The following is a 23,945-nucleotide window of genomic DNA, read 5'->3' as shown; positions in this document are numbered from 1 at the left end:
AAAGGGTTATTCCTGAATATCGACGTTTTCGAAGTGATGCTTACCTAATGGATCCACCACATAGCCGCTCACTTTCTTGCTGACAGGCTCATACACGGTTGAGTGGGCAATGATCAGTGCCGGAGCCTGATCGTGCATAACAACCTGTGCCTGCTTGTAGAGCGCAATACGTTTGTTATGATCGGCTTCGGCACGTGCCGGCTGGATCAGATCTTCAAACGGCTTGTAGCACCAGCGTGAGTAGTTGGAGCCATCTTTCGCAGCGGCACAGCTGAACAGCGTGGCAAAGAAGTTATCCGGATCGCCATTGTCGCCGGTCCAGCCCATCATTACCGTCTGGTGTTCACCTGCTTTGGCGCGCTTGAGATATTCGCCCCACTCATAGGTAACAATTTTGGCTTTTACGCCAATCTTCGCCCAGTCAGCCTGAACCATCTCAGCCATGCGGCGCGCGTTCGGGTTATAAGGACGCTGCACCGGCATTGCCCAGAGATCGATAGAGAAGCCATCTGCCATGCCGGCTTCTTTCAGCAGCGCTTTGGCTTTTTCCGGATCGTAAGCGTAATCCTTGATCTCGTCGTTGTAGCCCCACATGGTTGGCGGGATCAGGTTTTTCGCTGCCTGCCCGGCTCCCTGATAGACCGCATCGATGATCGCCTGCTTATTCACCGCCATGGTCAGCGCCTGACGTACTTTGGCGTTATCCAGCGGCTTTTTCTCTGTGTTGAATGAGAGATAACCTACGTTCAGGCCAGGCTGCTCCATCAAATTGATTTTGCTGTCTTTCTTCATGCTGGCGATGTCAGCAGGATTCGGATAAGGCATTACCTGGCACTCGCCCTTCTGCAGCTTGGCGTAGCGCACTGATGCATCTGGCGTGATAGAGAAGACCAGGCGATCGATTTTTGGTTTAGTCCCCCAGAAGTCCGGGTTCGCTTTATACAGAATGCGTGAATCTTTCTGATACTGCTGCAGCACAAATGGACCGGTGCCGACCGGATTAAGGTCGAGTTTTTCCGGCGTGCCGGCTTTCAGCATGTTATCCGCATACTCTTTGGAAAGAATAGAAGCGAAGTCCATACCGAGGTCAGCGAGGAAAGGCGCTTCAGAACGGGTCAGGGTAAAACGCACGGTGTGATCGTCAACTTTCTCAATTTTGCCGATCAGCTTCGGCATATCCATGCCTTCGAAATATTCGTAGCTGCCGCCAGAGACACCGTGGAATTTATTGTTTTTATCGAGCTGGCGCTCAAATGAAAACACCACGTCGTCGGCGTTAAATTCACGCGTAGGCTTGAAATCTTTTGTGCTCTGCCACTTTACGCCCTGACGGAGATGAAAAGTGTAGGTCTTACCATCTTCACTGACATCCCACTTTTCAGCCAGGCCTGGCTTCAGTTCCGTGGTGCCGGTTTTAAACTCCACCAGACGGTTATAGATAGGGACCGAGCTGGCGTCATAGGTGGTGCCAGAGGTAAAGAGCTGCGGGTTGAAACCTTCCGGCGAGCCTTCTGAGCAGTAGACAAGGGTCTTCGCCTGAACACCGGCGGCGACGGTCATCGCAATCAGGCTGAGACCGGCCTTTAGCATCCTGGATTTAGCCCGGGAGTTCATCATGTTTTGCTCCATTGTGATGTGATGTTGTGTGCATCGCCCGCCCTCTGATTTTTTTATGCGGTACGGGCAGGTCTGACAGCGACCAGAATGTGAGCGGTTATTGTTGTTGCCCTGGCGGGATTAACCAGCCGGATGCGTCCGTCTCTACATCTTACTGAGGCATCAATTTGTCAACAGTTGCAACGAACGTCAATACAATGTGGGGTTATTTACACAGAGTGTGAGTAAGTGCAAGCAACGATAAAAAAGAGTGTTGGAGAGAGAAACCGATATATAAAGCGGTGAAAAAGCGCTCGATACCGCTGGATTATCTGGCGCTTGCGTCAGATAACAGTGATTATCACCGTTAAAAAACATCTTAAAGTTGTCGGTAAATGCTGAATATCTGAACGATTCCCTGTGCGTTATGACGTTCAGGCAGCGAAATATGCTGGCGTAATGGCATAAGAAATCAGCAAAAAGCAAAAGCTGGTCATAAGCAGAATGCGTCGCGAATTAAGAAAGGTGCTTTGATGCAGCAAGGGATGAAGAGCGGTGTTGAGGGATAATAAGGTTTATCCCGGTGATGATTAATGGAACGCGTAAATTGATGACTTTGCCTGGTTGCTGCCGGGATGTGAGTCTGGTTCAGGGAAGGCCAGTAAATCCTCAGTCATCACCGAAGCCGGATAAAGGGTGAAATGCGGGGCCGTGGAGTAAAGCATCACACGCCATGGATGGCGTGTGCCGGGCGATTCGGGACGAGGCAGCGTCTTTACGGAGCGGTCGCGTATTTCACCCTGAGAGTGCAAATACGACAGACGAAAAAAAACCTGCTTTTCGCAAAGCAGGTTTCTTAAATGATGGTCGGCGAGAGAGGATTCGAACCTCCGACCCACTGGTCCCAAACCAGTTGCGCTACCAAGCTGCGCTACTCGCCGATGGGGGCGAATATTACTGCTGCGCCTTTACAGCGTCAATCCCTTTTCCCTTTAAAGCTGCCTGATTGCCTGAAAAGCAGACAACCCGCGCGGTTAAGGTGATCCCGGCGCGGGTAGATCGGTTACAGACTGCTCTGCGCTTTAGCGGCAGGCGCCTGGCACCAGTTGTTCGCCGGATTGATGCCGCCGTCTGGTGAGGTGTAGCCCAGACAGCCCAGTACGGTATCAAACAGCTCAACGTGACGGTGTGTTTTACCGATACGCTGCTGCGCCTGCAGCCGCTCAAAGTTGCTGCGGTTAACCGGATCGTTCAGATATTTATCGGACGCCCAGACCATCATCGGCACGCGGAACTGCTCAGGCGGCGCCATCTCACGCGGGGTTCCGTGCAGATGCATATTTTCGCTGATTGATTCACCGTGGTCTGCCGCATAGAACACCAGCGCTTTTTTATCACGCAGCTGATCCAGTACGCTGTCGAGCATGGAGTCCACATACAAAACGGAGTTGTCATAAGCGTTGATCAACTGCGCCTTGCTGCAGGTGTCATCCACACCCATGCACTCAGGCTGATAACGTGCAAAGCTGCGGGGATAGCGCTGCGAGTAAAGATAGTGTGAGCCTTTGGTATGCAGCACCACCAGATGTTTGCCTTTCGGAAAACGCTGCAGCGAAGCCTGCAGTTCCGGCACCAGCAGCATATCGTCCACCGCTTTACCCTGATTACGCTTCTCTGAGCCGATCTGCTCGCGGAAAGAGAAATTATTCACATCGGCATTGTCATAAAACCAGACCTCACTCTGCATAGCGAACAGCTCAGAGGTAAAGCCCAGCTCTTTCATGACGGCAAACACATTCTGCTCTTTCAGCGTACGGCCCGGGTTATCCATGGTGCCGCCTTCGCGAACAAACATGCAGCGCAGCGACAGCTTGGTTGCGGTATCGCAGGATTCCCCGCGAAACGCCACCAGGTTTTTCTCTTTGGAGAGTTTTGGTGTGGTATCGCGATCGTAGCCCAGCATCCCCATGTGATCCCAGCGCGTGGTTTCACCGATCACAAACACTACGTAAGTGTCATCAATGCCCGCCGGTGCGACATAGGTAAAGTTTTTCGCCGGATCGAACAGCGCTTCGCTGTCCAGCTTTTCATCCACTTTAGTCCAGGTGAACAGGCCCAGCGCGGCGATCCAGTTAGAGGGCAGATAAGAGTGTGCCACTACCCCGCCGTAGCTGGGCAGATCGATATTCGTGATCTCTTCCTGCGTTTTCTGCAGTTTGTCAAAATAGCGGATCGGCAGCCATACCAGCGCCACGCTCAGCAGCAAAATGGCTACCGGCTTCAGACGCTGCCCCGGTGTTTTCAGCTGCTCGATCAGCGTCATACGCAGCCGGTTGCGCCAGATCAGCAGCAGCGGCAGCGCGCTGACCAGCACCATCCAGACAATAAAGTGCAGGCCGATCACTTCTTTCGAGAGATCGATGTCGGTTGTCATGACCGACGCCACAATGCCGTAGCCGATTACGACATTAAAGAAAGTCATGTAATACGCTGCGGCCACGGAAATCACCACCAGCAGACTGGCCAGTACGCGGTAAGCCCATTTTCCTCCCAGCGAAAGCAGGCGCATCAGGAAAAAGGTAAGCAAAACAGCGGCCGTGACTTCAGCAACAGCAGAAAGCCAGTCGGACAGGGTTGATTTGGTTAAGAAGCCGTCAAAGCGGCGGTAAAAAATTGGCAGGTTTAGCAAAATGCCAAGATAAAGTGCGAGCAGCAGAGAGAGCTTCTGCTGTGTTAAGCTTTTGATGTAATTCATTTAAATTTTATGTTCCCGACCCGGTGTCGATTTATCACCGTTCCTGTGACTCTGTTCAGACAGCAAGGTTCGCTTTGAGAATGGAAAAGCGTGACGTATCGAGCAGGATCGGGACGAATCTGAACCGAAAATAACTGCGATGCCGTATTAAGCGCAGCAGTAGAACATTTAACCAATGGTTAGACCAGATTTTTTTGTCCGGCGCAAAATCGGGCAAATAAAAAAGGCTCCCGCAGGAGCCTTTCTAATCACGTACCGGCTTAGTTGATGATATTCAGCGTGACGTCGATATTGCCACGGGTGGCATTGGAGTAAGGACACACAATGTGTGCGGCATCGACCAGCTTCTGTGCTTCTGCAGTATCCATCTCCGGCAGGTGAATATTCAGCGTAGCTTCAATGCCAAAACCGGTCGGGATCGGGCCAATGCCGACTTCGCCTTCAATCCACGCCTCTTTTGGCATGGCGATTTTGTCGCGGCTGGCAACAAATTTCATGGCGCCGAGGAAACAGGCTGAATAACCCGCAGCGAACAGCTGTTCCGGATTGGTCGCCTCACCGCCGGCACCGCCCATCTCTTTTGGCACGCCCAGCTTGACGTCCAGCACGTTGTCAGAGGAGGTTGCACGACCGTCACGGCCACCGGTTGCTTTTGCTTTAGCGGTATACACTACTTTCTCTAAAGACATACTTTATCTCCATTCGCTATATAATAGCGCGCTACTTATCCGCGCCGGGGTTAATGCTTTCTTACCTGCGCAGTCAGCCTGCGCGGTTCAGATTAGTTCGCAGCATATCAAGCTGCTGTTTCAGCGCTGCCATTGTGTCGGTATCGCAGGCAGTAGCACACTGCACCGCTTCCGGAATCGCAGCGGCACGCGCCTGTAACGCACGTCCCTCATCGGTCAGCGTCACCACGACCTGGCGTTCATCCTGGCGTGAACGCTGCCGGCGCACCAGCCCGGCAGTTTCCATTCGCTTAAGCAGCGGCGTCAGCGTAGCGGAATCAAGAAACAGCTGCTCGCCAATCTCTGACACCGTGACATCATCCTGCGCCCAGAGCACCAGCATCACCAGATACTGCGGATAGGTGATATTGAGCGCTGCCAGCTGCTGACGATAGACTTTATGCATCGCCAGATTGGCTGAGTAGAGTGCGAAACAGAGATGCTGATCAACCTGGAGTGGCGGACGCTTCACTTTTTTGCCATCTTGATTACTGTTCATGCAAACCAATATAGATAGCGCGCTAGATAATTGCAAGCTACTTTTCACGGGAGAGTGAAGATGCAGGATTCACTGGAGGAGCAGGCGCGTCGTTTTGCCACTGAGCTTCATGCGGCTACAGGCCAGCGGCGTAAATATACCGATGAGCCCTATATCGTTCACCCGCAGGCAGTGGCTGAACTGGTGCGCAGCGTCACCGATGATGAAGAGATGCTGGCTGCTGCCTGGCTGCACGACACGGTAGAAGACACATCCAGTACGCTGCAGGATATTGAGCAGCAGTTTGGCCAGCGCGTGGCCGGGCTGGTCGCTATGCTGACCGACAGCGCGCAGCCGCAGGCCAGAAACCGTGCGGCGCGCAAGCTGGCACATTTTCGGCATACGGCAGACGCCTCGCCCGACGCGCAGACGATCAAACTGGCAGATATTATCGATAATACCCGTGCGATAGTGCAGTTTGACCCGGATTTTGCGCGCGTCTATCTGATTGAGAAGCAGGTGCAGATTCAGCTGCTGCTGCAGGGCGATAAACAGCTCTGGCAGCAGGCACATCAGAATATTAAACAGGGATTGCAGCAGTTGTCGCAGCCTCCCTATAACGTTCCGGAAAGCTGGTTTGCCCGTCAGGCGGCTAAGTTTGAAACGCTGGAATAAAAAACCCGCCGTGAAGGCGGGTCGGAGAAGCGGTAATTCTGTTACTCAAGCAGCTGCCGTCCCAGATAGGGATTCGCCTGCAGCAACTTCATCAATTTGCGTGCCGTAGCGGAGGGGCGCGTGCGTTGCGCTTCCCAGCTTTTCACTGATGAGACGCTCACCCCCATTACGCGGGCGAATTCATCCACCTGCATGCCGGTCATCTCACGTAAACGCTGTGGCTCGGGAACTGACACCGTGTTAAGTGCAATATCTGATACAGAAGGCTTGGCATCACGTGTCAAAACAATTTGCTCAAGACTGCTGAGTAATTCAACCATTGGATCTTTTAATTCCATAGAGAACTCCTTAAAACTCACTATGAAGCACGTGAAAGTAGAGAGGTAAGCATCAAATGATGCTGAAACCAGGCTTTATCAGGCTGCATCCCGCAGCGGTTTGGACGTTAGAGTTATAAAACCGTTACGGGACACAGCCTGCTGGACGCTGCAAAACATGTCAGCGCAATGCAATAATTGCCGGGTTTCTTAGTATGGGTCAGATTCTAGGAATTGCTGCCTGTTTTTTGATTATTTTTTCATCTTGCTTATGGCTAAAACCTGCAATAACACTTAAGTGCCTGTCAGGTAAAAACTTGCTGTCTGTCACACTCTGAACCCACCCGGAATAGAGCAAAAATAGCGCCAGGTTTACATTCCGCATCCTGCAGGGCTTTTGCGCCACCGCTGTGGCATTTTTGCGCGGATCATGCGCAATAATAGAGCAGGCATGCACCCGTCTGATGCATATTAAAAGAAAGGTGATGAATGAGGCCGGCCTTACTGCGCGTTCTCCTTCAGATTGCCTGCCAGTCAGGAGATAAAACGCGGCGGCTGCCCTGCAGCGGCTTACCGGAGAAAGACCCCATAATACGCTGTGCTGGTGCGCTAACCTGAGCGTGCCGCGCTGCACATCTTTCGGTCATTGTGCAGGCCAGGCCATTGCACTATTCTTTAGGACCATTCTCAGCGATTCATACATTGCCATTTTGTCACGACAGGAGTTGAAACATGGCGTCAGGAACTTCCCGCATCTGGATGCGTACCGGCATGCTGCTTGCCAGCGCGCTGGTTGTATTACAACTCACCGCCTGCGGTGACAAAGAGGGCGATCAGCGCAAAGCATTTAACGATTTTCTGCAAAATACCGTGATGCGCAGCGGTGAACATCTGCCGGCGCTGAGTGAGAATCAGAAGCAGACCTTCGGTAACTATGCCAGCGACTATGCCATTCTGTATGGCTTTTCTCAGCAGGTGAGCCAGGCCACGGAACAGGGAATGCGTCCGGTTGTCGATGAGCTGGCTGCAATTCGCGTTCCGCAGGATTATCTGACCCGCCGCGATACCCTGCGCCAGGTCAGCGGTAATCTCAGCGTTCTGACTCAGCAGATCCAGAGCGCGAAAATGCAGGCCGACAGCAGCAAGGCCACGCTTAAACAGCCCGACGATTTGAAAAAGTCGTATGACGCAGCCTACGCGAAAGTGGTTACCCAGCCGGCAGGTACGCTGATCCCGCTGCTGCCTAAGCTGCAGGCGCTGAGTCAGAGCGCAGTACAGACCGGTGACTATCTGCAATCGCAGGGAACGCGTGTCAGTTTTAATGATGGCGGCGTACAGTTCCCGACGCAGGATCAGGCCACCCAGTACAATGCGCTCATGAGCGAGCTGTCAGCAAACGCGCAGGCGCTTACGCAGGCGCAAAATGCCGTACAGGGTTCCTGGCAATAACGCTGGGCTCGGGCAGTATTACCACTGCCCGATTCTTGCTGCGCTTCGCTTTATAACGGTCTGCCGCTTTATCTGCCCGCCTGTGATCTGGCGCAATTATGACCAGAAATTGTTTGTGACTGGAATCACACTTTTGTAATAAAACTTCATCGCTAAAAGGTGAGGCTTATCACAAAAAGGCCGCTTTTTTGCGCAATTTTCCGGCGCTGCTGCTTTTTTATGCCGCTTTTGTGTGATGCAAATCACGTTACACCCCCCTGCCCACCCCATTTTTGCGTGATATAGATCACACTAATTCAGGACGCTACGCACGCTCCTTAACTAGTGCTAGAGTCCGCCTGCATACAGTAATGCCGCGGCCCCCGCCGTAACGTCTTAACAAAAACAAATGCGCGCTCCTGTTGCAGCGCGTCTCAATAAGGGGTGGGTTTATGTCCTCATCAGTCAAGGTCAGAGTGCAGAGCTTTGGTCGCTTTCTGAGTAATATGGTGATGCCTAACATCGGTGCGTTTATCGCATGGGGTATCATTACCGCGCTGTTTATTCCAACCGGGTGGATCCCGAACGAAACGCTGGCGAAGCTCGTCGGTCCGATGATCACCTATTTGCTGCCGCTGCTGATCGGCTTTACCGGCGGCCGTCTGGTTGGCGGCGATCGCGGTGGTGTTGTCGGTGCGATTACAACCATGGGCGTCATTGTCGGTGCTGATATGCCGATGTTCCTCGGCGCTATGCTTGCCGGACCGCTGGGCGGCTGGGCAATTCGCGCGTTTGACCGGGCCGTTGACGGCAAGATCAAAAGCGGTTTCGAAATGCTGGTGAATAACTTCTCCGCCGGCATCATCGGTATGCTGCTGGCGCTGCTGGCGTTCCTGGCGATTGGTCCGCTGGTGCAGGGGCTGTCGCACATTCTCGCCGCCGGGGTCAACCTGATGGTGCAGAACAACCTGCTGCCGCTGACCTCTATTTTTGTTGAACCCGCAAAAATCCTGTTCCTTAACAACGCTATTAACCACGGCATTTTCTCGCCGCTGGGTATTCAGCAGGCGAGCGAAGCAGGTAAATCGATCTTTTTCCTGATTGAAGCCAACCCAGGCCCGGGCATGGGCGTGCTGGTTGCCTACATGATCTTTGGTCGCGGCAGCGCTAAACAGTCAGCGGGGGGTGCAGCCATTATCCACTTCCTGGGTGGCATCCACGAAATTTACTTCCCGTATGTGCTGATGGCACCGCGTCTGCTGCTGGCGGTGATCCTGGGCGGTATGACCGGCGTATTTACGCTGACGCTGCTCAATGGCGGTCTGGTTTCGCCGGCTTCACCAGGTTCCATTCTGGCCGTGCTGGCGATGACGCCGAAAGGCGCCTATTTTGCTAACGTTGCCGCTATCGTGGCCGCATTTGCCGTCTCTTTTGTTGTCTCTTCCATTCTGCTGAAAACCAGCAAAGTCAAAGAAGAGGATGACATCGAAGCAGCCACCCAGCGTATGCGTGACATGAAAGCGCAGTCGAAAGGTCAGCCGGTTGCAGGCGCGCCGGTTGTGGCCGACGCTAACAGCGTAGACGTAAGCCACGTACGTAAAATCATCGTTGCCTGTGACGCCGGTATGGGCTCCAGCGCTATGAGTGCCGGCGTGCTGCGCAAAAAAGTTCAGGATGCGGGCCTCACCAGTGTCTCGGTGACGAACAGCGCGATTAACGCGCTGCCGGGTGATGTTGATCTGGTGATCACGCACCGCGATCTCACAGAGCGGGCAATGCGACAGGCACCTCAGGCGCAGCATATCTCGCTGAATAACTTCCTTGATAGCGCGCTCTACACCAACCTGACCGAGCGTCTGGTAACGGTAAACCGCAGCGTGACGCATCGCGAAACGGTGCAGACAACGCTGGCAGACAGCTTTGATAATGAGAATACGCACCTGTTTAAGCTCGGTACTGATAACGTATTTCTCGACCTGACCGCCAGCAACAAAGAGCAGGCGATCCGCTTTGCCGGTGAGCAGCTGGTAAAAGGCGGCTATGTCCAGCCAGAATACGTTGAGGCGATGCTGGCGCGTGAAAAGCTGACGCCAACGTATCTGGGTGAGTCGATTGCGGTTCCGCACGGTACGGTAGAAGCGAAAGATCGCGTGCTGAAAACAGGCGTAGTGTTCTGTCAGTATCCGGCAGGCGTACAGTTTGGCGATGAGCCGGATGAGGTTGCACGCCTGGTAATCGGCATTGCGGCCCGCAACAATGAGCACATTCAGGTGATCACCAGCCTGACCAACGCGCTGGATGATGACAGCGTGATTGAACGTCTGGCGCAGACCCGCAGCGTGCAGGAAGTGCTGGATCTGCTCTCAGGCAGCGGCGTAAAAGCGTAATCAGCCAGCAGTTTTTTCCCCGGGGCGGGCAGGCCCGCCCTGTTTTCGGGGCGGAAATGCCCGCCCTTTCGCTATTTGAGATGGGTCAATTTTATGAAAGCGTTACATTTTGGAGCAGGCAATATTGGTCGCGGATTTATCGGCAAACTGCTGGCAGATGCCGGTATTGAGCTGATCTTTGCTGACGTCAATCAGGTCGTCCTGGACGCCCTCAATGCCCGTCACGCCTATCCGGTTCATGTTGTTGGCGAACAGGCAAAAACGGAAACGGTCACCGGCGTCAGCGCCGTTAACAGCACCAGCGATGACATCATCGCGCTGATCGCTGAAGTCGATCTGGTCACTACCGCCGTCGGACCGCAGATCCTTGAGCGTATTGCCGGCAGTGTGGCACAGGGTCTGATCGCACGTCATGACCAGGGAAATACGCAGCCGCTCAATATCATCGCCTGCGAAAATATGGTGCGTGGCACCAGTCAGCTAAAACAGCATGTCCTGAAGGCGCTGCCGGTGCAGCACCACGCCTGGGCAGAAGCGCACGTCGGCTTTGTTGATTCCGCGGTGGATCGCATTGTTCCCCCTTCTGAAGCCGGCAGCAGCGATCCGCTGGAAGTGACCGTTGAGACCTTCAGCGAATGGATTGTTGATAAAACGCAGTTTAAAGGCACGCTACCGGCGATCCCGGGTATGGAGCTGACAGACAACCTGATGGCGTTTGTTGAACGCAAACTCTTTACGCTTAACACCGGTCACGCCATTACCGCTTATCTGGGCAAACTGGCGGGTCATGCGACCATCCGCGATGCGATCCTGGATAGCCGCATTCGCGCGGTGGTTGAGGGGGCCATGCAGGAGAGCGGCGCCGTTCTGATCAGGCGCTACGGTTTTGATGCAGAAAAACATGCGGCGTACATTAGCAAAATCCTTACCCGCTTTGAAAACCCTTACCTGAAAGATGACGTCGAGCGTGTGGGACGTCAGCCGCTGCGCAAGCTGAGCGCGGGCGATCGTCTGGTTAAACCGCTGCTCGGTACGCTGGAATATCAGCTGCCGCACGGTAATCTGGTGCAGGGGATCGCGGCCGCAATGCACTATCGCAGCGATGCCGATCCGCAGGCGCAGGAGCTGGCCACGCTGATCGCGGAACAGGGCGTAGCGGGCGCGCTGGTAAACATTTCCGGACTGGAGCCGGAGAGCAAGGCAGTACAGGCTGTGGTGAGCGCTTACGACGCTATGGCATAATGCGCGCCCTCTGGTGAGCAAACCGGGCGCAACCACGTTGCGCCCGCAGATGGTAGCTGAACGATGCAGGCAATGATGGAAGAGAAGCAGGCTTTTGAAAACCAGGTGCTTGAGCGCCTGAACGCCGGTCGTTCGGTGAGAAGCTTTCTGATTGCTGCAGTTGAACTGCTGGCAGAAGCGGTTGATCTGCTGGTGCTGCAGGTCTTTCGCAAAGATGATTATGCCGTAAGGTACGCCGTTGAGCCGCTGCTGCTGGGAGATGGCCCGCTGGGCGAGCTGTCGGTCCGGCTTAAGCTTGTTTACGGGCTTGGCGTGATTACGCGTCAGGAGTATGAGGATTGCGAACTGCTGCTGACGCTACGCGAAGAGCTGAATCACGACGCCAGCGACTATCGCTTTACCGATGATGAGGTGCTGGGCCCGTTTAATGAACTGCACTGCGTGGTCGCCTGGCCGCCAAAACCCGACTTTATCCGCGATGATGAGGCGCTGCGCATTATGCAGCAGCAGCGTTATCTGCAGATGGTGCGATCCACCATGGTGCTCTCTCTGACCGAACTTATTTCACGTATTTCGCACAAGCAGGCATTTAAAAAGCCCGCTGTCTGACGTCAGGCAGCGGTGTATCGAACAGTCATACTGCCCGCCCGGCATAAATTAATGTATCCTTTCCCTGTTTTCCTTAATGAGTTTTTCCAATGAAAGAACAAGTCAAAGCCGAGATCAAACGCCTCAGCGATCAGCTGGACGCACTGAACCGCAAAGAGCCCCAGCTGCTGGAAGCGGGTGACGCTGAAAAGCTGGGCGCGCTGCTGAAAGAGAAAGAGACGCTGGTGCAGGAGATTGAACGTCTGCGCGGCGTGCGTGATGAAAAGCTGAGCAAAGAAGCACAGCAGCTGCAGCAGCTGCCATTCAGCCGTGAAATCACGAAAAAAGAGCAGGCCAACATGGGTGCGCTGAAGAAAAGCGTGCGCGGCCTGGTGGTAGTGCATCCGATGACCGCGCTGGGACGTGAAATGGGTCTGAAAGTCATGACCGGCTACGCAAAACAGCCGTTCTGAAGCTGTTCAGGCTGCACGGTTTGCGCGGTGAGCGCAGCCGGCGGCCTGCTGAACCTGCTCTTTCAGGCTATCGAGCAGCGTGTAGCGCCGGCGATATTCGGCGCGTTTTTTACTGGCTATCTCCTCCAGCGCTTTGCGCTCCATCTGCCGCGGCAGCGTAAAGCAGCCATCAGTCTGCTCCTCGCCGCCCAGCGACAGCCAGAACTCACTGTAGCTGGCAAAAAACTTATCCCCTTTACTGTGCCGATAGCGCAGGCTGCGAAACACATGCGTGGTGTCGCCGACGGCGGCTATCGCTTCTGCTCCACACGCCTCTGCCAGCAGAAACAGCGCTTCCATCAGCACGCGCTTGGGAAACAGACCGTGCGCCGCTTTAGTCGCTTCGCGGATCGCTTCCGACGGAATATGTTTGCGCGGTCCCTGCAGTCCGCCAATAAACAGCGTGCGCCGCTGCGGCTCCCCAATCAGCGAAAACGAGAGTGAGGCCAGCAGCATGCCCTGATACTCCAGCGTCAGCGTCAGCTCACCTTCACGGTCGTAATAGCCGGAACAGCAGGCAATCGTAAACTGCTCTTCATTTCTGCCGCTGAGCCGGGCAACAGGCGTACCGGCCGGGTTCAGCATCATCTGACGCAGATCGGGATTCGTGAGCTGCGCAACATGCTGGTAGTGCTGCACAATGGCGCGTGCGCGCTGCGCCACGCTAAACCGTGAACAGAGATAGGGACGATGCGGCTTGGCAGGCAGCAGGCCCTGGCTGGCCATCAGCTGCGGCAAAAACGGCAGCTGTGCTAACTGCTGCAGATAGGTCAGCGTCGTGAGCGGATAGAGCGCCGATCGCAACGCAAATTTGGTACGAAAGCGGCCGCTGTGCCAGAGATTATCAGGGCGCAGTTTGCCGCTGATCAGCGGAAAAAACAGCGCTGACGAAGTGAGATCGCCCGGTTCAGTGTGTGTAATTGTTGTCATAAGGAGCTTAACGTCTCGAAAAAACCTGCTGCAATGTTAAGCACAGCCGCTTCAACGATTCGTTAATGACCCCGCCCCGTCAGAATGAAACGGTTTGCTGTTTAGCCGGGGTTTAGGTTGCCGTTACGCAGACAAAAAAAACCGGTGACATGCACCGGTTTATAACGCAGAAATCAGCGCTGGTTATTTTGCTGCAGCAAAACGTGCTGCCGCTTCGTCCCAGTTCACTACGTTCCAGAACGCTTTGATGTAGTCCGGACGCTTGTTCTGATACTTCAGGTAGTAAGCGTGCTCCCAGACGTCCAGGCCCAGAATAGGATAGCCAGACGCACCGGCGATCGCTTCGCCCATCAGCGGGTTGTCCTGGTTAGCGGTAGAGACCACGGCCAGCTTATCACCCTGCTTAACCAGCCATGCCCAGCCGGAACCAAAACGGGTAGCAGCGGCTTTTTCAAACGCTTCCTGGAAGTTTTCAACGCTGCCGAAATCTTTTTCGATAGCCGCTTTCAGATCGCCCTGCAGCGTGGTGCCGGTCTTCAGACCTTTCCAGAACAGGCTGTGGTTAGCGTGGCCACCGGCGTTATTACGCAGCGGGCCTTTTTTGTCTGCTGGCAGCTGATCCAGTTTGGTAATCAGCTCATCAACCGGCAGATCGGCGAATTCGGTACCTTCCAGCGCTGCGTTAGCGTTGTTTACGTAGGTCTGGTGGTGTTTGGTGTGATGGATTTCCATCGTCTGCTTGTCGAAGTGCGGTTCCAGTGCGTCGTAGGCGTACGGCAGGGATGGCAGTGAATAACTCATGTTCTTCCTCTCCATTTAATGTTTTGCAGCATCACCTTACCAGTGTGCCGCGTAAGCAGTGGGATCATTATAGTTAAAATCATGATCCATAAAAGGGTTATCAATGCCGTAGAAACGATAAGGGTTTGTGGCGCAGCGGCCTGAAACGGCTACCGCAGCCGCTGCGGATGGGTATAGATCGTTGCCCGCCCCGGTTTGCTGAAGCCCACCAGCGTCAGATTACTGCGCTGCGCAACCTCTACCGCCAGCTGGGTGGCTGCCGAGACCGCAAACAGAATTTCCACGCCACACATGGCGGACTTCTGCACCATCTCGTAGCTGGCGCGGCTGGAAACCAGCACCGCCCCCTGCTGCCATCGCTGCTGACTGCGTAAACCCAGCAGCTTATCCAGTGCAACGTGCCGTCCCACATCTTCACAACCGCCCGGCAGTAATCCCTCGGGTGAGAGCCAGGCAGCAGCGTGCGTACAGCCGGTAAGATTGCCCGCGGGCTGATAATCACGCAGCCGGGCCAGTGCGCCGTCCAGCAAAGCGAGGTCAAACGTCTGGGTAAAGGGCAGCGGCTGGAGCGGTTTACCAATCTGCTCCAGCTGCTCAACGCCACAGACGCCGCAGCCGGTTCGCCCCGCCATCGACCGGCGCTGCGCTTTTAGCGCCATAAACCGGCGGCTGGCAAGCTCAATCTGCACCTCGATGCCGTTGCAGCCCGGCACCACATCGATACCGTAAATCTCAGCCGGTTGTTCAATAATTCCTTCAGATAGCGAGAAGCCCAGCGCAAATGCCTCAAGGTTATCGGGCGTCGCCATCATTACCACGTGTGAAATACCGTTATAGACCAGCGCTACCGGCACTTCCTGCGCCAGCCAGTCGGTTTCGGCCGTTTCGGGCGTCTGGCGCTGCCACACTTCAGCCTGGCTTACACCGGCGATCGTTTTCACAGGTTGCTCACCTGCCTGCTGTTTTGCTGTCACGTTATCTTTCTCTTATTGCACCCATCAGAAAGCGGCGGGCCTCACGGCCTGGAGGGTATACCGGCTGCCGGTTCAGATGCTGAGCATGAACGTCAGCCGAAAATTTTTCTTCAACTTATGTGCTGGGCGTCCGGCAGCAGCAGAGTCACCTGCCCGGCTGGCTGCCGTTACCGGCAGTTAATCGTCTGTCAGGCAGCCGCCTGAGTGTCAGGCTGCTATCATCAGCGTAGTCGTGCTGCTTTCATTGTTGGCAGCGTTATCGCCAGAAAAAACAGGTGGTCCCTGATGAGTATTCGCATTATTCCGCAGAATCAGCCGGAAGCACGCGAACTGCAGACAGCGGAACAGATCCCGTCGCTGCTGTTTCCCCGGCTGAAAAATCTCTATAGCCGTCGCGCCGCACGCCTGCGCCATCTGGCGGCAAAAAATCCGCTGGGCGACTATCTGCGCTTTGCTGCGGTTATCGCTCAGGCGCAGGAGATCGTGCTGTACGACCATCCGCTGCGGCTCGATCTGCATCCGCGCCTTGCAGAAAGCGCGCAGCGGAATGAGCCGCCGCTTGATATTCGCCACTATCCACGCGATCGTCACTGGCAGCTGCTGCTGCATTCACTGATTGCGGAACTCAAGCCGGAGATGAGTGGCCAGGCGCTGGCGGTGCTGGAAAATCTGGAAAAATCGTCCGCCAGCGAGCTGGAGACACTTGCCAGCGCGCTGCTGGCGGGTGAATTTAGCCGGGTCAGCAGCGATAAATCCCCTTTCGTCTGGGCAGCGCTGTCGCTTTACTGGGCGCAGATGGCCGCCATGATACCCGGCAAGGTGCGGACGGAACAGGGCGATCACCGGCAGTTCTGCCCGGTCTGCGGCAGCGTTCCGGTCACCGGCCTGGTGCATATGGATATGGCGCAGGAAGGCGTGCGCTACCTGCACTGTAACCTGTGCGAAAGTGAGTGGCACGTCGCCAGTGACCGCTGCTGCAACTGCGAGCAGACGCGCGATCTGCACCTCTGGTCGCTCGATAATCATCAGGCTGCCGTGAATGCAGAAAGCTGCGGCGACTGCGGCACCTATATGAAGCTGCTCTGCCAGGCGAGAGATCCGGCGGTTGAGCCTGTTGCCGATGACCTTGCGTCGCTGGTGCTGGATGCGCGCATGGAGCAGGAAGGCTTTGCCCGCAGCAGCCTGAACCCATTTATGCTCCCTGGCGAGTAGCTGGCCGGGCGCAACCGTTACGTACCGCGTTTTACACGGAGGCTTTGATGAAACTGATAGGCAGCTATACCAGCCCGTTCGTGCGCAAAATTTCAGTGATTCTGCTGGAAAAAGGCATTGTGTTTGAGTTTATCAACCACACGCCGTGGGCTGAAGACAGTCAGGTGCCGCACTACAATCCGCTGGGAAAGGTGCCAGCCCTGATAGATGAGCGCGGATTAACCTGGTACGACTCTTCTGTCATTGCTCAGGTTATTGAACTGCGTAATGACGCGCCAGCGCTGCTGCCTGATGACGCGCTGCGCGCGCTGCAGATACGTCAGCTGGCAAAGCTGGCTGATGGCATTAACGACGCGGCTGTGACCATTGTCCGGGAGCAAATGCGGCCCGGCACGCAGCAGTCTGAAGAGGTGCTGCTGCGCAACCGCGAAAAAATTCAGCGCGGCCTGGATGCGCTGGAGGCCGCAGCGGCACAAGCAGAGCTGCTCAATACCGGTACCCTGAATCTGGCGGATATCGCGACCGGCTGCATGATTGGCTATCTGAATTTCCGCCGCGTCCTGCCTAACTGGTGTGTAAACCGTCCGGCGCTGGTCAGGCTGGCGGAAACCCTGTTTCAGCGTGAGAGCTTTGCGCGTACCGTGCCGCCGGCAGGTTAACGGCAATAAAAAAGGGACGATTGCTCGTCCCTTTCGCTACCGCAGCCTGCTGCTGCTTACTGCAGCAGGGAAATGTCTGCCACCTGCAGGAACAGCTGACGCAGCTGTGCCAGCAGCGTCAGACGGTTCACGCGCACGGCATCATCTTCTGCGTTAACCATAACGTTATCGAAGAAGTTATCTACCGCCTCACGCAGCTGTGCCAGCTCCACCAGCGCATCCTGATAGCGGCCCTCTGCAAAATAAGGCTGCAGCTTGTCGCCCAGCGCGGTGACAAAGGTCGCCAGCTGGATCTCAGCGTTCTCTTTCAGCAATGACGCCTGCACGCTGTCGTTCAGCGGATCGCTGGCTTTCGCCAGAATGTTTGATACGCGCTTGTTAGCCGCCGCCAGTGCTGCCGAGGCCTCCAGCGTGCGGAAGTGCGATACCGCTTTCATGCGCGCATCGAAATCTGCCGGGCGGGTCGGACGACGTGCCAGCACCGCCTGAATGGTATCGACGCTGTGGCCCTCTTCCTGATACCAGGTACGGAAACGGCCCAGCATGAAGTCGATCACCTCATCAACCACTTTCGCATTGCTCAGTTTACTGCCATAGAGACGCACGGCTTCTTCGGTCAGGCTCTGCAGATCAAGCGGCAGATTCTTCTCGACGATAATACGCAGCACACCTAACGCGGCGCGGCGCAGCGCAAAGGGGTCTTTGTCGCCTTTCGGATGCTGACCGATACCAAAAATGCCCGCCAGCGTATCCATTTTGTCTGCAATCGCGACGGCACAGGCCACCGGGTTAGAAGGCAGCGCATCGCCAGCAAAGCGCGGCTGATACTGCTCATTGAGCGCTACCGCCACATCTTCCGCTTCTCCGTCATGACGGGCGTAGTGCATACCCATGACGCCCTGGGTGTCGGTAAATTCAAACACCATGTTGGTCATCAGGTCGCACTTGGAGAGCAGGCCGGCGCGGGTTGCGTGATCCACATCTGCACCAATCTGCGCGGCAATCCAGCCTGCCAGCGCCTGAATGCGGTCGGTCTTATCACGCAGCGTGCCCAGCTCTTTCTGGAACAGCACCGTCTCCAGACGCGGCAGGTTATCTTCCAGACGCTTTTTGCGATCGCTGTTGAAGAAGAACTCCGCGTCCGCCAGACGGGGACGCACAACTTTTTCATTACCGGCCACGATCTGCTGCGGATCGCCTGACTCAATGTTGGTCACGAAGATGAAGTTCGGCAGCAGTTTTCCTTCCGGGCTGTAGACCGGGAAATATTTTTGATCGCCTTTCATGGTATAGACCAGCGCTTCCGCCGGCACCGCCAGGAACTTCTCTTCAAACGTTGCCGTCAGCACCACCGGCCATTCCACCAGCGAAGCCACCTCTTCCAGCAGACTGTCGCTGAGATCGGCGACGCCGCCCAGCTGCTGTGCGGCCGCTTCCGCATCCGCCTTGATTTTCGCTTTACGTTCAGCGTAATCAGCCATCACCTTGCCGCGCGCCAGCAGCTGCTGCGGATAGTGATCGGCGTGCTCCAGCGTAAATTCTGGCTCACCCATAAAGCGGTGACCGCGAACGGTGCGTGCTGACTGCACGCCCAGAATAGTCGCCGGGATCAGTTCCTCTCCGAGCAGCAGCGTCACGGTATGCACCGGGCGCACAAACTGGACGTCACTGGCGCCCCAGCGCATCAGTTTAGGGATCGGCAGCTTGCTCAGTGCGGTCGTGACCATTGCCGGCAGCAGCGCGCTGGCCTGCTCACCCTTCACCGCAGCGCGATGCACCAGCCATTCGCCTTTGTCAGTGCTCAGGCGTTCAGCCTGATCAACAGTAATGCCGTTGCCGCGTGCCCAGCCTTCTGCTGCTTTCGTCGGATTACCTGCAGCGTCAAACGCCGCTGCGACAGCGGGGCCGCGCTTTTCAATCTCACGATCGGGCTGTGCCGCCGCCAGTGCCGCCACTTTCAGCGCCAGACGGCGCGGGGCAGCAAACCAGCTGACTTCGCCGTGCGTCAGGCCAGCGCTGTCCAGCTCGGCAGTAAAGTGTGCCGCAAAGGCTTCTGCCAGGCTGCGCAGGGCTTTCGGAGGCAACTCTTCGGTGCCAATTTCCACCAGGAAAGTTTTATCGGTCATGGCTGCCTCTTACTTATTACGGTTGCACATCGGGAAACCCAGCGCCTCGCGTGACGCATAGTAGGCTTCCGCCACAGCTTTCGTCAGGGTGCGAATACGCAGAATATAGCGCTGGCGTTCAGTAACGGAGATCGCCTTGCGCGCGTCGAGCAGGTTAAAGCTGTGTGCCGCTTTCAGAATACGCTCGTAGGCTGGCAGCGGCAGCGGCTTCTCCAGCGCCAGCAGCTGCTGCGCCTCTTTTTCATACTGCTCAAAGCAGCTGAACAGGAAACTGACGTCGGCATACTCGAAGTTATAGGTCGACTGCTCCACCTCGTTCTGGTGAAACACATCGCCGTAGGTGGTTTTGCCAAAGGCACCGTCGCTCCAGGTGAGATCGTAGACGCTGTCCACGCCCTGGATATACATTGCCAGACGCTCCAGGCCATAGGTGATCTCACCCGTGACCGGCTTGCACTCCAGGCCACCAACCTGCTGGAAGTAAGTGAACTGCGTCACTTCCATGCCGTTGAGCCACACTTCCCAGCCGAGGCCCCAGGCACCCAGCGTCGGGTTCTCCCAGTTATCTTCAACGAAACGAATATCGTGGACAGTGGGATCGATACCCAGCTCTTTCAGCGATCCGAGGTAGAGCTCCTGAAGATTGTCCGGGTTAGGCTTAATCACCACCTGGAACTGATAGTAGTGCTGCAGGCGATTAGGGTTTTCGCCATAGCGTCCGTCGGTCGGACGACGTGAAGGCTGCACGTAGGCGCTGGCCATCGGCTCCGGGCCGATAGCGCGCAGGCAGGTCATGGGGTGTGAGGTGCCGGCGCCCACTTCCATGTCCAGCGGCTGGACAATGGTGCAGCCCTGGCGCGCCCAGTAATCCTGCAAGGTCAGGATCAGGCCCTGAAAGGTCTTGGTATCAAACTTTTGCATGTTGAATTCGCACGGGATACGGGTGAATTAAAAAGAGTTCGACAGTATACCCTTTGACCGGGCAATGTGCAGCCGGAAATCCTGAGGCTGTGCGGGTCGCGCGCGCGCTGGCCGCACAGAGGGCTCTGAATTACGGCGTCAGATGTTGTTGAGTGGCGGTACAGCGGCTACCCTTCCACGCACCATCTGTATGCGAGGATCCCATGCCGCAAAAAATTAGCTGGATCGACAACTTACGCGCGGTCGCCTGCCTGATGGTGATCGTGATCCATACCACGACCTGGTATATCACCGGGCCGATGGCGGTCACCGGCATCACCTGGGATGTGACCAACCTGATGAACGCTGCCTCACGCGTCTGCGTGCCGCTATTCTTTATGATTTCAGGCTACCTGTTTTTTGGCGAGCGCAGCGCGCAGGCGCGGCACCTGATACGCATTGTGCTTTGCCTGCTGTTCTACAGCGCGGTTGCGCTGGCGTATATCACCTGGCTGACGCCAATCAGTGAAGGCCGTTCCATTATGAAGCTGCTGCAGAAGCCGGTGTTCTATCATCTGTGGTTCTTCTTTGCGATTATCGGCATCTACCTGCTTTCGCCGCTGATACAGGTCAAAACGGTACAGAAACGCTACGTGGCGCTGCTGGTGGTGGTGCTGGCAGTGGTGGCCAACCCGAATACGGTCAGTCAGTCAGTGGGATCCTTTCGCTGGCTGCCGGTCAATCTCTATGTCAGTGGCGACAGCTTCTACTACCTGTTGTACGCCCTGCTCGGACGCGCTATCGGCTGTATGGAAACAGGGGGCCGGCGGATCAGCTGGCTGGCAGGTAGCGTGTTTATCGCCTGCGTGCTGGGCATCGCACTGGGGACAAAACAGCTGCTGAAAATCAACGGCGCCTTTAACGACACCTGGTATCTTTACTGCGGGCCGCTGGTCTTTATCGCGGCCATCAGCCTGCTGGTCCTGTTTAAAAACAGCCTGAACCAGCGGCCGCTGCCGCTGCTGGCAACCATTTCACGCTATTCGCTGCCGGTATATGGCTTTCACGCGCTGTTTATTCACTATCTGCGCACTCACCATTATGACGATATGTCACGACCCTGGCTCGACCTGCCGTGGGTCTTTGGCGTAACGCTGCTGGGAAGTCTGCTGCTGGCGATGCTGCTAAAACGTATCGATACGCGACAGCTGGTCAGCTGAAAGCGCTGACCGGTGGGCCAGGCGCGCGCATGCCCGCTTTTACCGGTCAGCCAGGTGGCTCTGCCAGTCATGAAACAGCGTCAGCCAGTTTCGTACCGGCAGCTTCAGTTTTTGTCCGGTGCCAAAACCGTGCCCGCCCTGCTGGAACAGATGCAGTTCTGTTTTCACTTTGTGCTCGCGCAGCGCCGCAAACATCAGCAGCGTATTCTGCGGTGAAGCCGTGCCGTCATTCAGCGCCTGGACGAGAAACGTTGGCGGCGTATGCGCACTGACGCGCGCTTCCTGCGACTGCTGCATGATGGTTTGCGGGCTGATGGTTTTGCCATACATCGCGGCACGCGTGCCCGGATGCGTTACGCCATCCTTAAGGGAGAGTACCGGGTAAATAAGCGCGGTGAAATCAGGACGTGCTGACACGCTGTCCTGCGCATCCTGTGCCGGATAGTTATCACCATCAGGATCGTTACTGAGATTCGCGGCCAGATAAGCCCCCGCTGAGAAACCCATTACGCCAATACGGTCAGCAGCAATATGGTAGTGCGGGGCGCTGGCCCGGATAAGCCGCAGTGCCCGCTGCGCATCGGCAAAAGCCGCCAGGCGATGCTGTGCAGTGCCGTCGTGTGGCATGCGATACAGAAGAACAAATGACGAATAACCCTGACGGCTTAATACTGTGGCGATATTAAGGCCTTCAAGATCTTTCATAATATAAGAAAACCCCCCACCGGGAATGATAAGCACGGCTGTGTGATTATTTTTTCCCGCTGGCGGCACATAAATCATTTCCGGCGAATTAACCTGTGTGACGGCTCGATTATTATCAGCAGGATTTTTACTGAAATTAATAAATTTATTTTGCGTCATGTTTTCGCCTGGCCAGATAGGAATTTCCTTAGCGGCAAAGGCCAGTGGAAGATAAAGCAGTAAAAACGCGCTTATCAGGCGAAAAAAAATCATTCTTCTGGCTCCATATTATTAATAAAAACAATCACAAACCTGCCCTGCGCTCTGCCTTTTCTTTACGACTGAGGCTCGGCAACTCTCTGAAAAGGAAAAATATCAGCGGCAGAATTTGAAAATAGCAGAAAGCGGATGAATAATAATCCCGGCAGTAATCTGATAAAATACCGGGCCAGGAAAAATTAGACTTTTCTCATGTTTACCAAAACATAGCCCTATGTTATAAGTGCATTTTAAACTATAAGAATCTGTGACCATGGGAATTTACTGGATCATAAGTCTTAGCCTGACTTTCGTCGCTATTGTCGAAATCATGTTAAGTAAAAATGAAAACACAGCACATATCAGGACGTGGCTTTATTTTATTGCTGTTGTAGTACTTTTTACTTTTGGCGGCATCCGTGGCCTGGGAACCGGCCTTGATGACTTCCAGTATCGCGACTTCTATGCACAGTTTCTCGATAAAATTATTATCGAGGGATTCTGGCGCGCCGTGGTCGAGTTTCGCTATGAGCCTGCTATTTATGCGATTGCTGGTGCAACGCGCGTTTTTACGGCCAATGCTGACATCTTTATCTTTGTTATCGCCTTCATCGCGGTATGCGTTAACGCGCACTATTTCCGCAAGCTGACGCCCCTGCCGCTGGTCGCGCTGGCCGTCTACTCGGCGCACCTGTTTATCAACAAAGACATGAACCAGATCCGCTTTGGTCTCTGCTCGGCGTTTCTGCTCGGCTTTATCTGGCATATGTCGCGTCGCAGTAAATCGGGTATGGTGACCACGTTTCTGCTGTCGTTTTTCTGCCACGCAACGGCTGTTGTCGCGCTGCTTATTCCGATGGCGATGATTATCCGCAAAAACAAATATGTGCCGATTGCGATCGTTGTTATCAGCCTGCCGCTGGCATTTATGGGAAGCTCGGCGCTGATTACCGCACTCTCCAGCCATCTGGGATCACTCGGCGACAGGGCCATGGGTTATGCCGATGCGGAGTCGCGCCAGGAGCAGGGTATTCTGACGCTCTCTAACCTGAAGAACATTGGTTTTGTCTTTATCTTCAGCTATATGCTGCTGAGCGATAAGATCAGAAACGCCGATCCGGCAAAATTTAACACTTACTATATTCTGGCGATTACGTTCGCCATCGGCAGTGGCCTGCGTATGGCGCTGCAGGACTATGCTTCTGGCGGCCGCCTGGCAAACTACCTGCTGCAGGTTGAGCCCGTGCTGATCTCGCTCTGCATCTGGGAAACCAAAAAGCTGCGAAAGGTGATTGCCGTAGCGATAACCGTGCTGATGGTGCTCTACTACCTCTACTACAACACCATGGCCAGTAAGCAATCGATCGTCGGCTATGAGGTCTCACGCAGCTTCCAGCTGTTCCGTTAATCGTTAAAAACGCTAACCCACCGGTTAGCGTTTTTAATTTATCCCCTTTCCTTTCCGCTCTACCAGG

The 23,945-nt window shown here is 55.2% G+C and carries 21 protein-coding genes and 1 tRNA gene; 10 read left to right on the top strand and 12 right to left on the bottom strand.

Annotated features, from left to right (window positions below):
- Positions 1–6: 6 nt before the first annotated feature.
- From dppA to SB719_RS10545, 5 genes are all read right to left on the bottom strand, one after another.
- A complete protein-coding gene (gene dppA, locus SB719_RS10565) occupies positions 7–1,617 on the bottom strand; it encodes a dipeptide ABC transporter periplasmic-binding protein DppA (RefSeq protein WP_065647839.1) in 1,611 nt (536 codons plus the stop codon).
- An 843-nt stretch (positions 1,618–2,460) separates the two neighbouring features.
- Positions 2,461–2,537: transfer RNA gene (locus SB719_RS10560), tRNA-Pro, on the bottom strand.
- Between the two features lie 122 nt (positions 2,538–2,659).
- On the bottom strand, positions 2,660–4,351 hold the full coding sequence (eptB, locus tag SB719_RS10555; protein WP_412159219.1) for a kdo(2)-lipid A phosphoethanolamine 7''-transferase: 1,692 nt from the start codon (positions 4,349–4,351) through the stop codon (positions 2,660–2,662).
- Positions 4,352–4,611: 260 nt separating this feature from the next.
- Positions 4,612–5,040 (bottom strand): organic hydroperoxide resistance protein, encoded by a 429-nt coding sequence (locus SB719_RS10550; RefSeq protein ID WP_065647841.1) that lies wholly within the window; start codon positions 5,038–5,040, stop codon positions 4,612–4,614.
- Between the two features lie 73 nt (positions 5,041–5,113).
- Positions 5,114–5,578 carry a MarR family winged helix-turn-helix transcriptional regulator gene (locus SB719_RS10545; RefSeq protein WP_065647842.1) on the bottom strand — a complete coding sequence of 155 codons (465 nt, stop codon included), beginning with the start codon at positions 5,576–5,578 and terminating at the stop codon, positions 5,114–5,116.
- 60 nt (positions 5,579–5,638) lie between these two features.
- Between SB719_RS10545 and SB719_RS10540 the strand changes: the two genes are divergently transcribed.
- The gene (locus tag SB719_RS10540; protein ID WP_065647843.1) at positions 5,639–6,232 is read left to right on the top strand and encodes an HD domain-containing protein; all 594 of its coding nucleotides are present in this window, start codon (positions 5,639–5,641) and stop codon (positions 6,230–6,232) included.
- A gap of 41 nt (positions 6,233–6,273) precedes the next feature.
- On the opposite strand, the gene SB719_RS10535 is transcribed toward SB719_RS10540, so the two are convergent.
- A complete protein-coding gene (locus SB719_RS10535; protein WP_039381633.1) occupies positions 6,274–6,570 on the bottom strand; it encodes an HTH-type transcriptional regulator in 297 nt (98 codons plus the stop codon).
- A 711-nt stretch (positions 6,571–7,281) separates the two neighbouring features.
- Here SB719_RS10535 and SB719_RS10530 point away from each other — a divergent pair.
- The 5 genes from SB719_RS10530 (at position 7,282) to SB719_RS10510 (ending at position 12,667) form a co-directional block, all read left to right on the top strand.
- Positions 7,282–7,998 (top strand): DUF3053 domain-containing protein, encoded by a 717-nt coding sequence (locus SB719_RS10530; protein WP_065647844.1) that lies wholly within the window; start codon positions 7,282–7,284, stop codon positions 7,996–7,998.
- A 431-nt stretch (positions 7,999–8,429) separates the two neighbouring features.
- Complete coding sequence (locus SB719_RS10525; protein WP_412159218.1) at positions 8,430–10,364, top strand: PTS mannitol transporter subunit IICBA; 1,935 nt, start codon at positions 8,430–8,432, stop codon at positions 10,362–10,364.
- A 93-nt stretch (positions 10,365–10,457) separates the two neighbouring features.
- On the top strand, positions 10,458–11,606 hold the full coding sequence (mtlD, locus tag SB719_RS10520; RefSeq protein ID WP_304234913.1) for a mannitol-1-phosphate 5-dehydrogenase: 1,149 nt from the start codon (positions 10,458–10,460) through the stop codon (positions 11,604–11,606).
- 63 nt (positions 11,607–11,669) lie between these two features.
- Positions 11,670–12,215: an MltR family transcriptional regulator gene (locus SB719_RS10515; RefSeq protein WP_304234915.1), complete on the top strand. Its 546-nt coding sequence runs from the start codon at positions 11,670–11,672 to the stop codon at positions 12,213–12,215.
- A gap of 89 nt (positions 12,216–12,304) precedes the next feature.
- Positions 12,305–12,667: a YibL family ribosome-associated protein gene (locus SB719_RS10510; RefSeq protein ID WP_065647847.1), complete on the top strand. Its 363-nt coding sequence runs from the start codon at positions 12,305–12,307 to the stop codon at positions 12,665–12,667.
- A 6-nt stretch (positions 12,668–12,673) separates the two neighbouring features.
- Here SB719_RS10510 and SB719_RS10505 read toward each other — a convergent pair whose 3' ends face one another.
- From SB719_RS10505 to fdhD, 3 genes are all read right to left on the bottom strand, one after another.
- Entirely contained in the window at positions 12,674–13,636 is a 963-nt protein-coding gene (locus SB719_RS10505) for a VirK/YbjX family protein (RefSeq protein ID WP_304234918.1), read from the bottom strand.
- Positions 13,637–13,819: 183 nt separating this feature from the next.
- Positions 13,820–14,437 (bottom strand): superoxide dismutase [Mn], encoded by a 618-nt coding sequence (sodA, locus tag SB719_RS10500; protein WP_065647849.1) that lies wholly within the window; start codon positions 14,435–14,437, stop codon positions 13,820–13,822.
- A gap of 149 nt (positions 14,438–14,586) precedes the next feature.
- Positions 14,587–15,378, bottom strand: coding sequence for a formate dehydrogenase accessory sulfurtransferase FdhD (gene fdhD / locus SB719_RS10495; protein ID WP_313067240.1), 792 nt, complete (start codon positions 15,376–15,378; stop codon positions 14,587–14,589).
- A 318-nt stretch (positions 15,379–15,696) separates the two neighbouring features.
- Between fdhD and fdhE the strand changes: the two genes are divergently transcribed.
- Both fdhE and SB719_RS10485 read left to right on the top strand, forming a co-directional pair.
- The gene (gene fdhE, locus SB719_RS10490; protein WP_314686857.1) at positions 15,697–16,623 is read left to right on the top strand and encodes a formate dehydrogenase accessory protein FdhE; all 927 of its coding nucleotides are present in this window, start codon (positions 15,697–15,699) and stop codon (positions 16,621–16,623) included.
- Positions 16,624–16,670: 47 nt separating this feature from the next.
- Complete coding sequence (locus SB719_RS10485) at positions 16,671–17,282, top strand: glutathione S-transferase (RefSeq protein ID WP_065647852.1); 612 nt, start codon at positions 16,671–16,673, stop codon at positions 17,280–17,282.
- Between the two features lie 56 nt (positions 17,283–17,338).
- On the opposite strand, the gene glyS is transcribed toward SB719_RS10485, so the two are convergent.
- Positions 17,339–19,408 (bottom strand): glycine--tRNA ligase subunit beta, encoded by a 2,070-nt coding sequence (gene glyS, locus SB719_RS10480; protein ID WP_412159217.1) that lies wholly within the window; start codon positions 19,406–19,408, stop codon positions 17,339–17,341.
- A gap of 9 nt (positions 19,409–19,417) precedes the next feature.
- On the bottom strand, positions 19,418–20,329 hold the full coding sequence (gene glyQ, locus SB719_RS10475) for a glycine--tRNA ligase subunit alpha (protein WP_065647854.1): 912 nt from the start codon (positions 20,327–20,329) through the stop codon (positions 19,418–19,420).
- A gap of 203 nt (positions 20,330–20,532) precedes the next feature.
- Between glyQ and SB719_RS10470 the strand changes: the two genes are divergently transcribed.
- Positions 20,533–21,528, top strand: a complete 996-nt coding sequence (locus SB719_RS10470; protein WP_292970159.1) for an acyltransferase — start codon at positions 20,533–20,535, stop codon at positions 21,526–21,528.
- A gap of 39 nt (positions 21,529–21,567) precedes the next feature.
- Here the strand turns inward: SB719_RS10470 and SB719_RS10465 are convergent, their stop codons facing one another.
- The gene (locus tag SB719_RS10465; RefSeq protein ID WP_314686876.1) at positions 21,568–22,311 is read right to left on the bottom strand and encodes an alpha/beta hydrolase; all 744 of its coding nucleotides are present in this window, start codon (positions 22,309–22,311) and stop codon (positions 21,568–21,570) included.
- Positions 22,312–22,801: 490 nt separating this feature from the next.
- Here SB719_RS10465 and SB719_RS10460 point away from each other — a divergent pair, with 490 nt between their 5' ends.
- On the top strand, positions 22,802–23,878 hold the full coding sequence (locus SB719_RS10460) for an EpsG family protein (RefSeq protein WP_240484877.1): 1,077 nt from the start codon (positions 22,802–22,804) through the stop codon (positions 23,876–23,878).
- Positions 23,879–23,945: the final 67 nt, after the last annotated feature.

It is taken from the genome of Pantoea sp. SIMBA_079, assembly GCF_046940275.1.
Taxonomy (GTDB): Bacteria; Pseudomonadota; Gammaproteobacteria; order Enterobacterales; family Enterobacteriaceae; genus Pantoea; species Pantoea borealis.
Note: the sequence above shows the minus strand (reverse complement) of the source record. Positions and strands in the feature narration are given on the sequence as shown.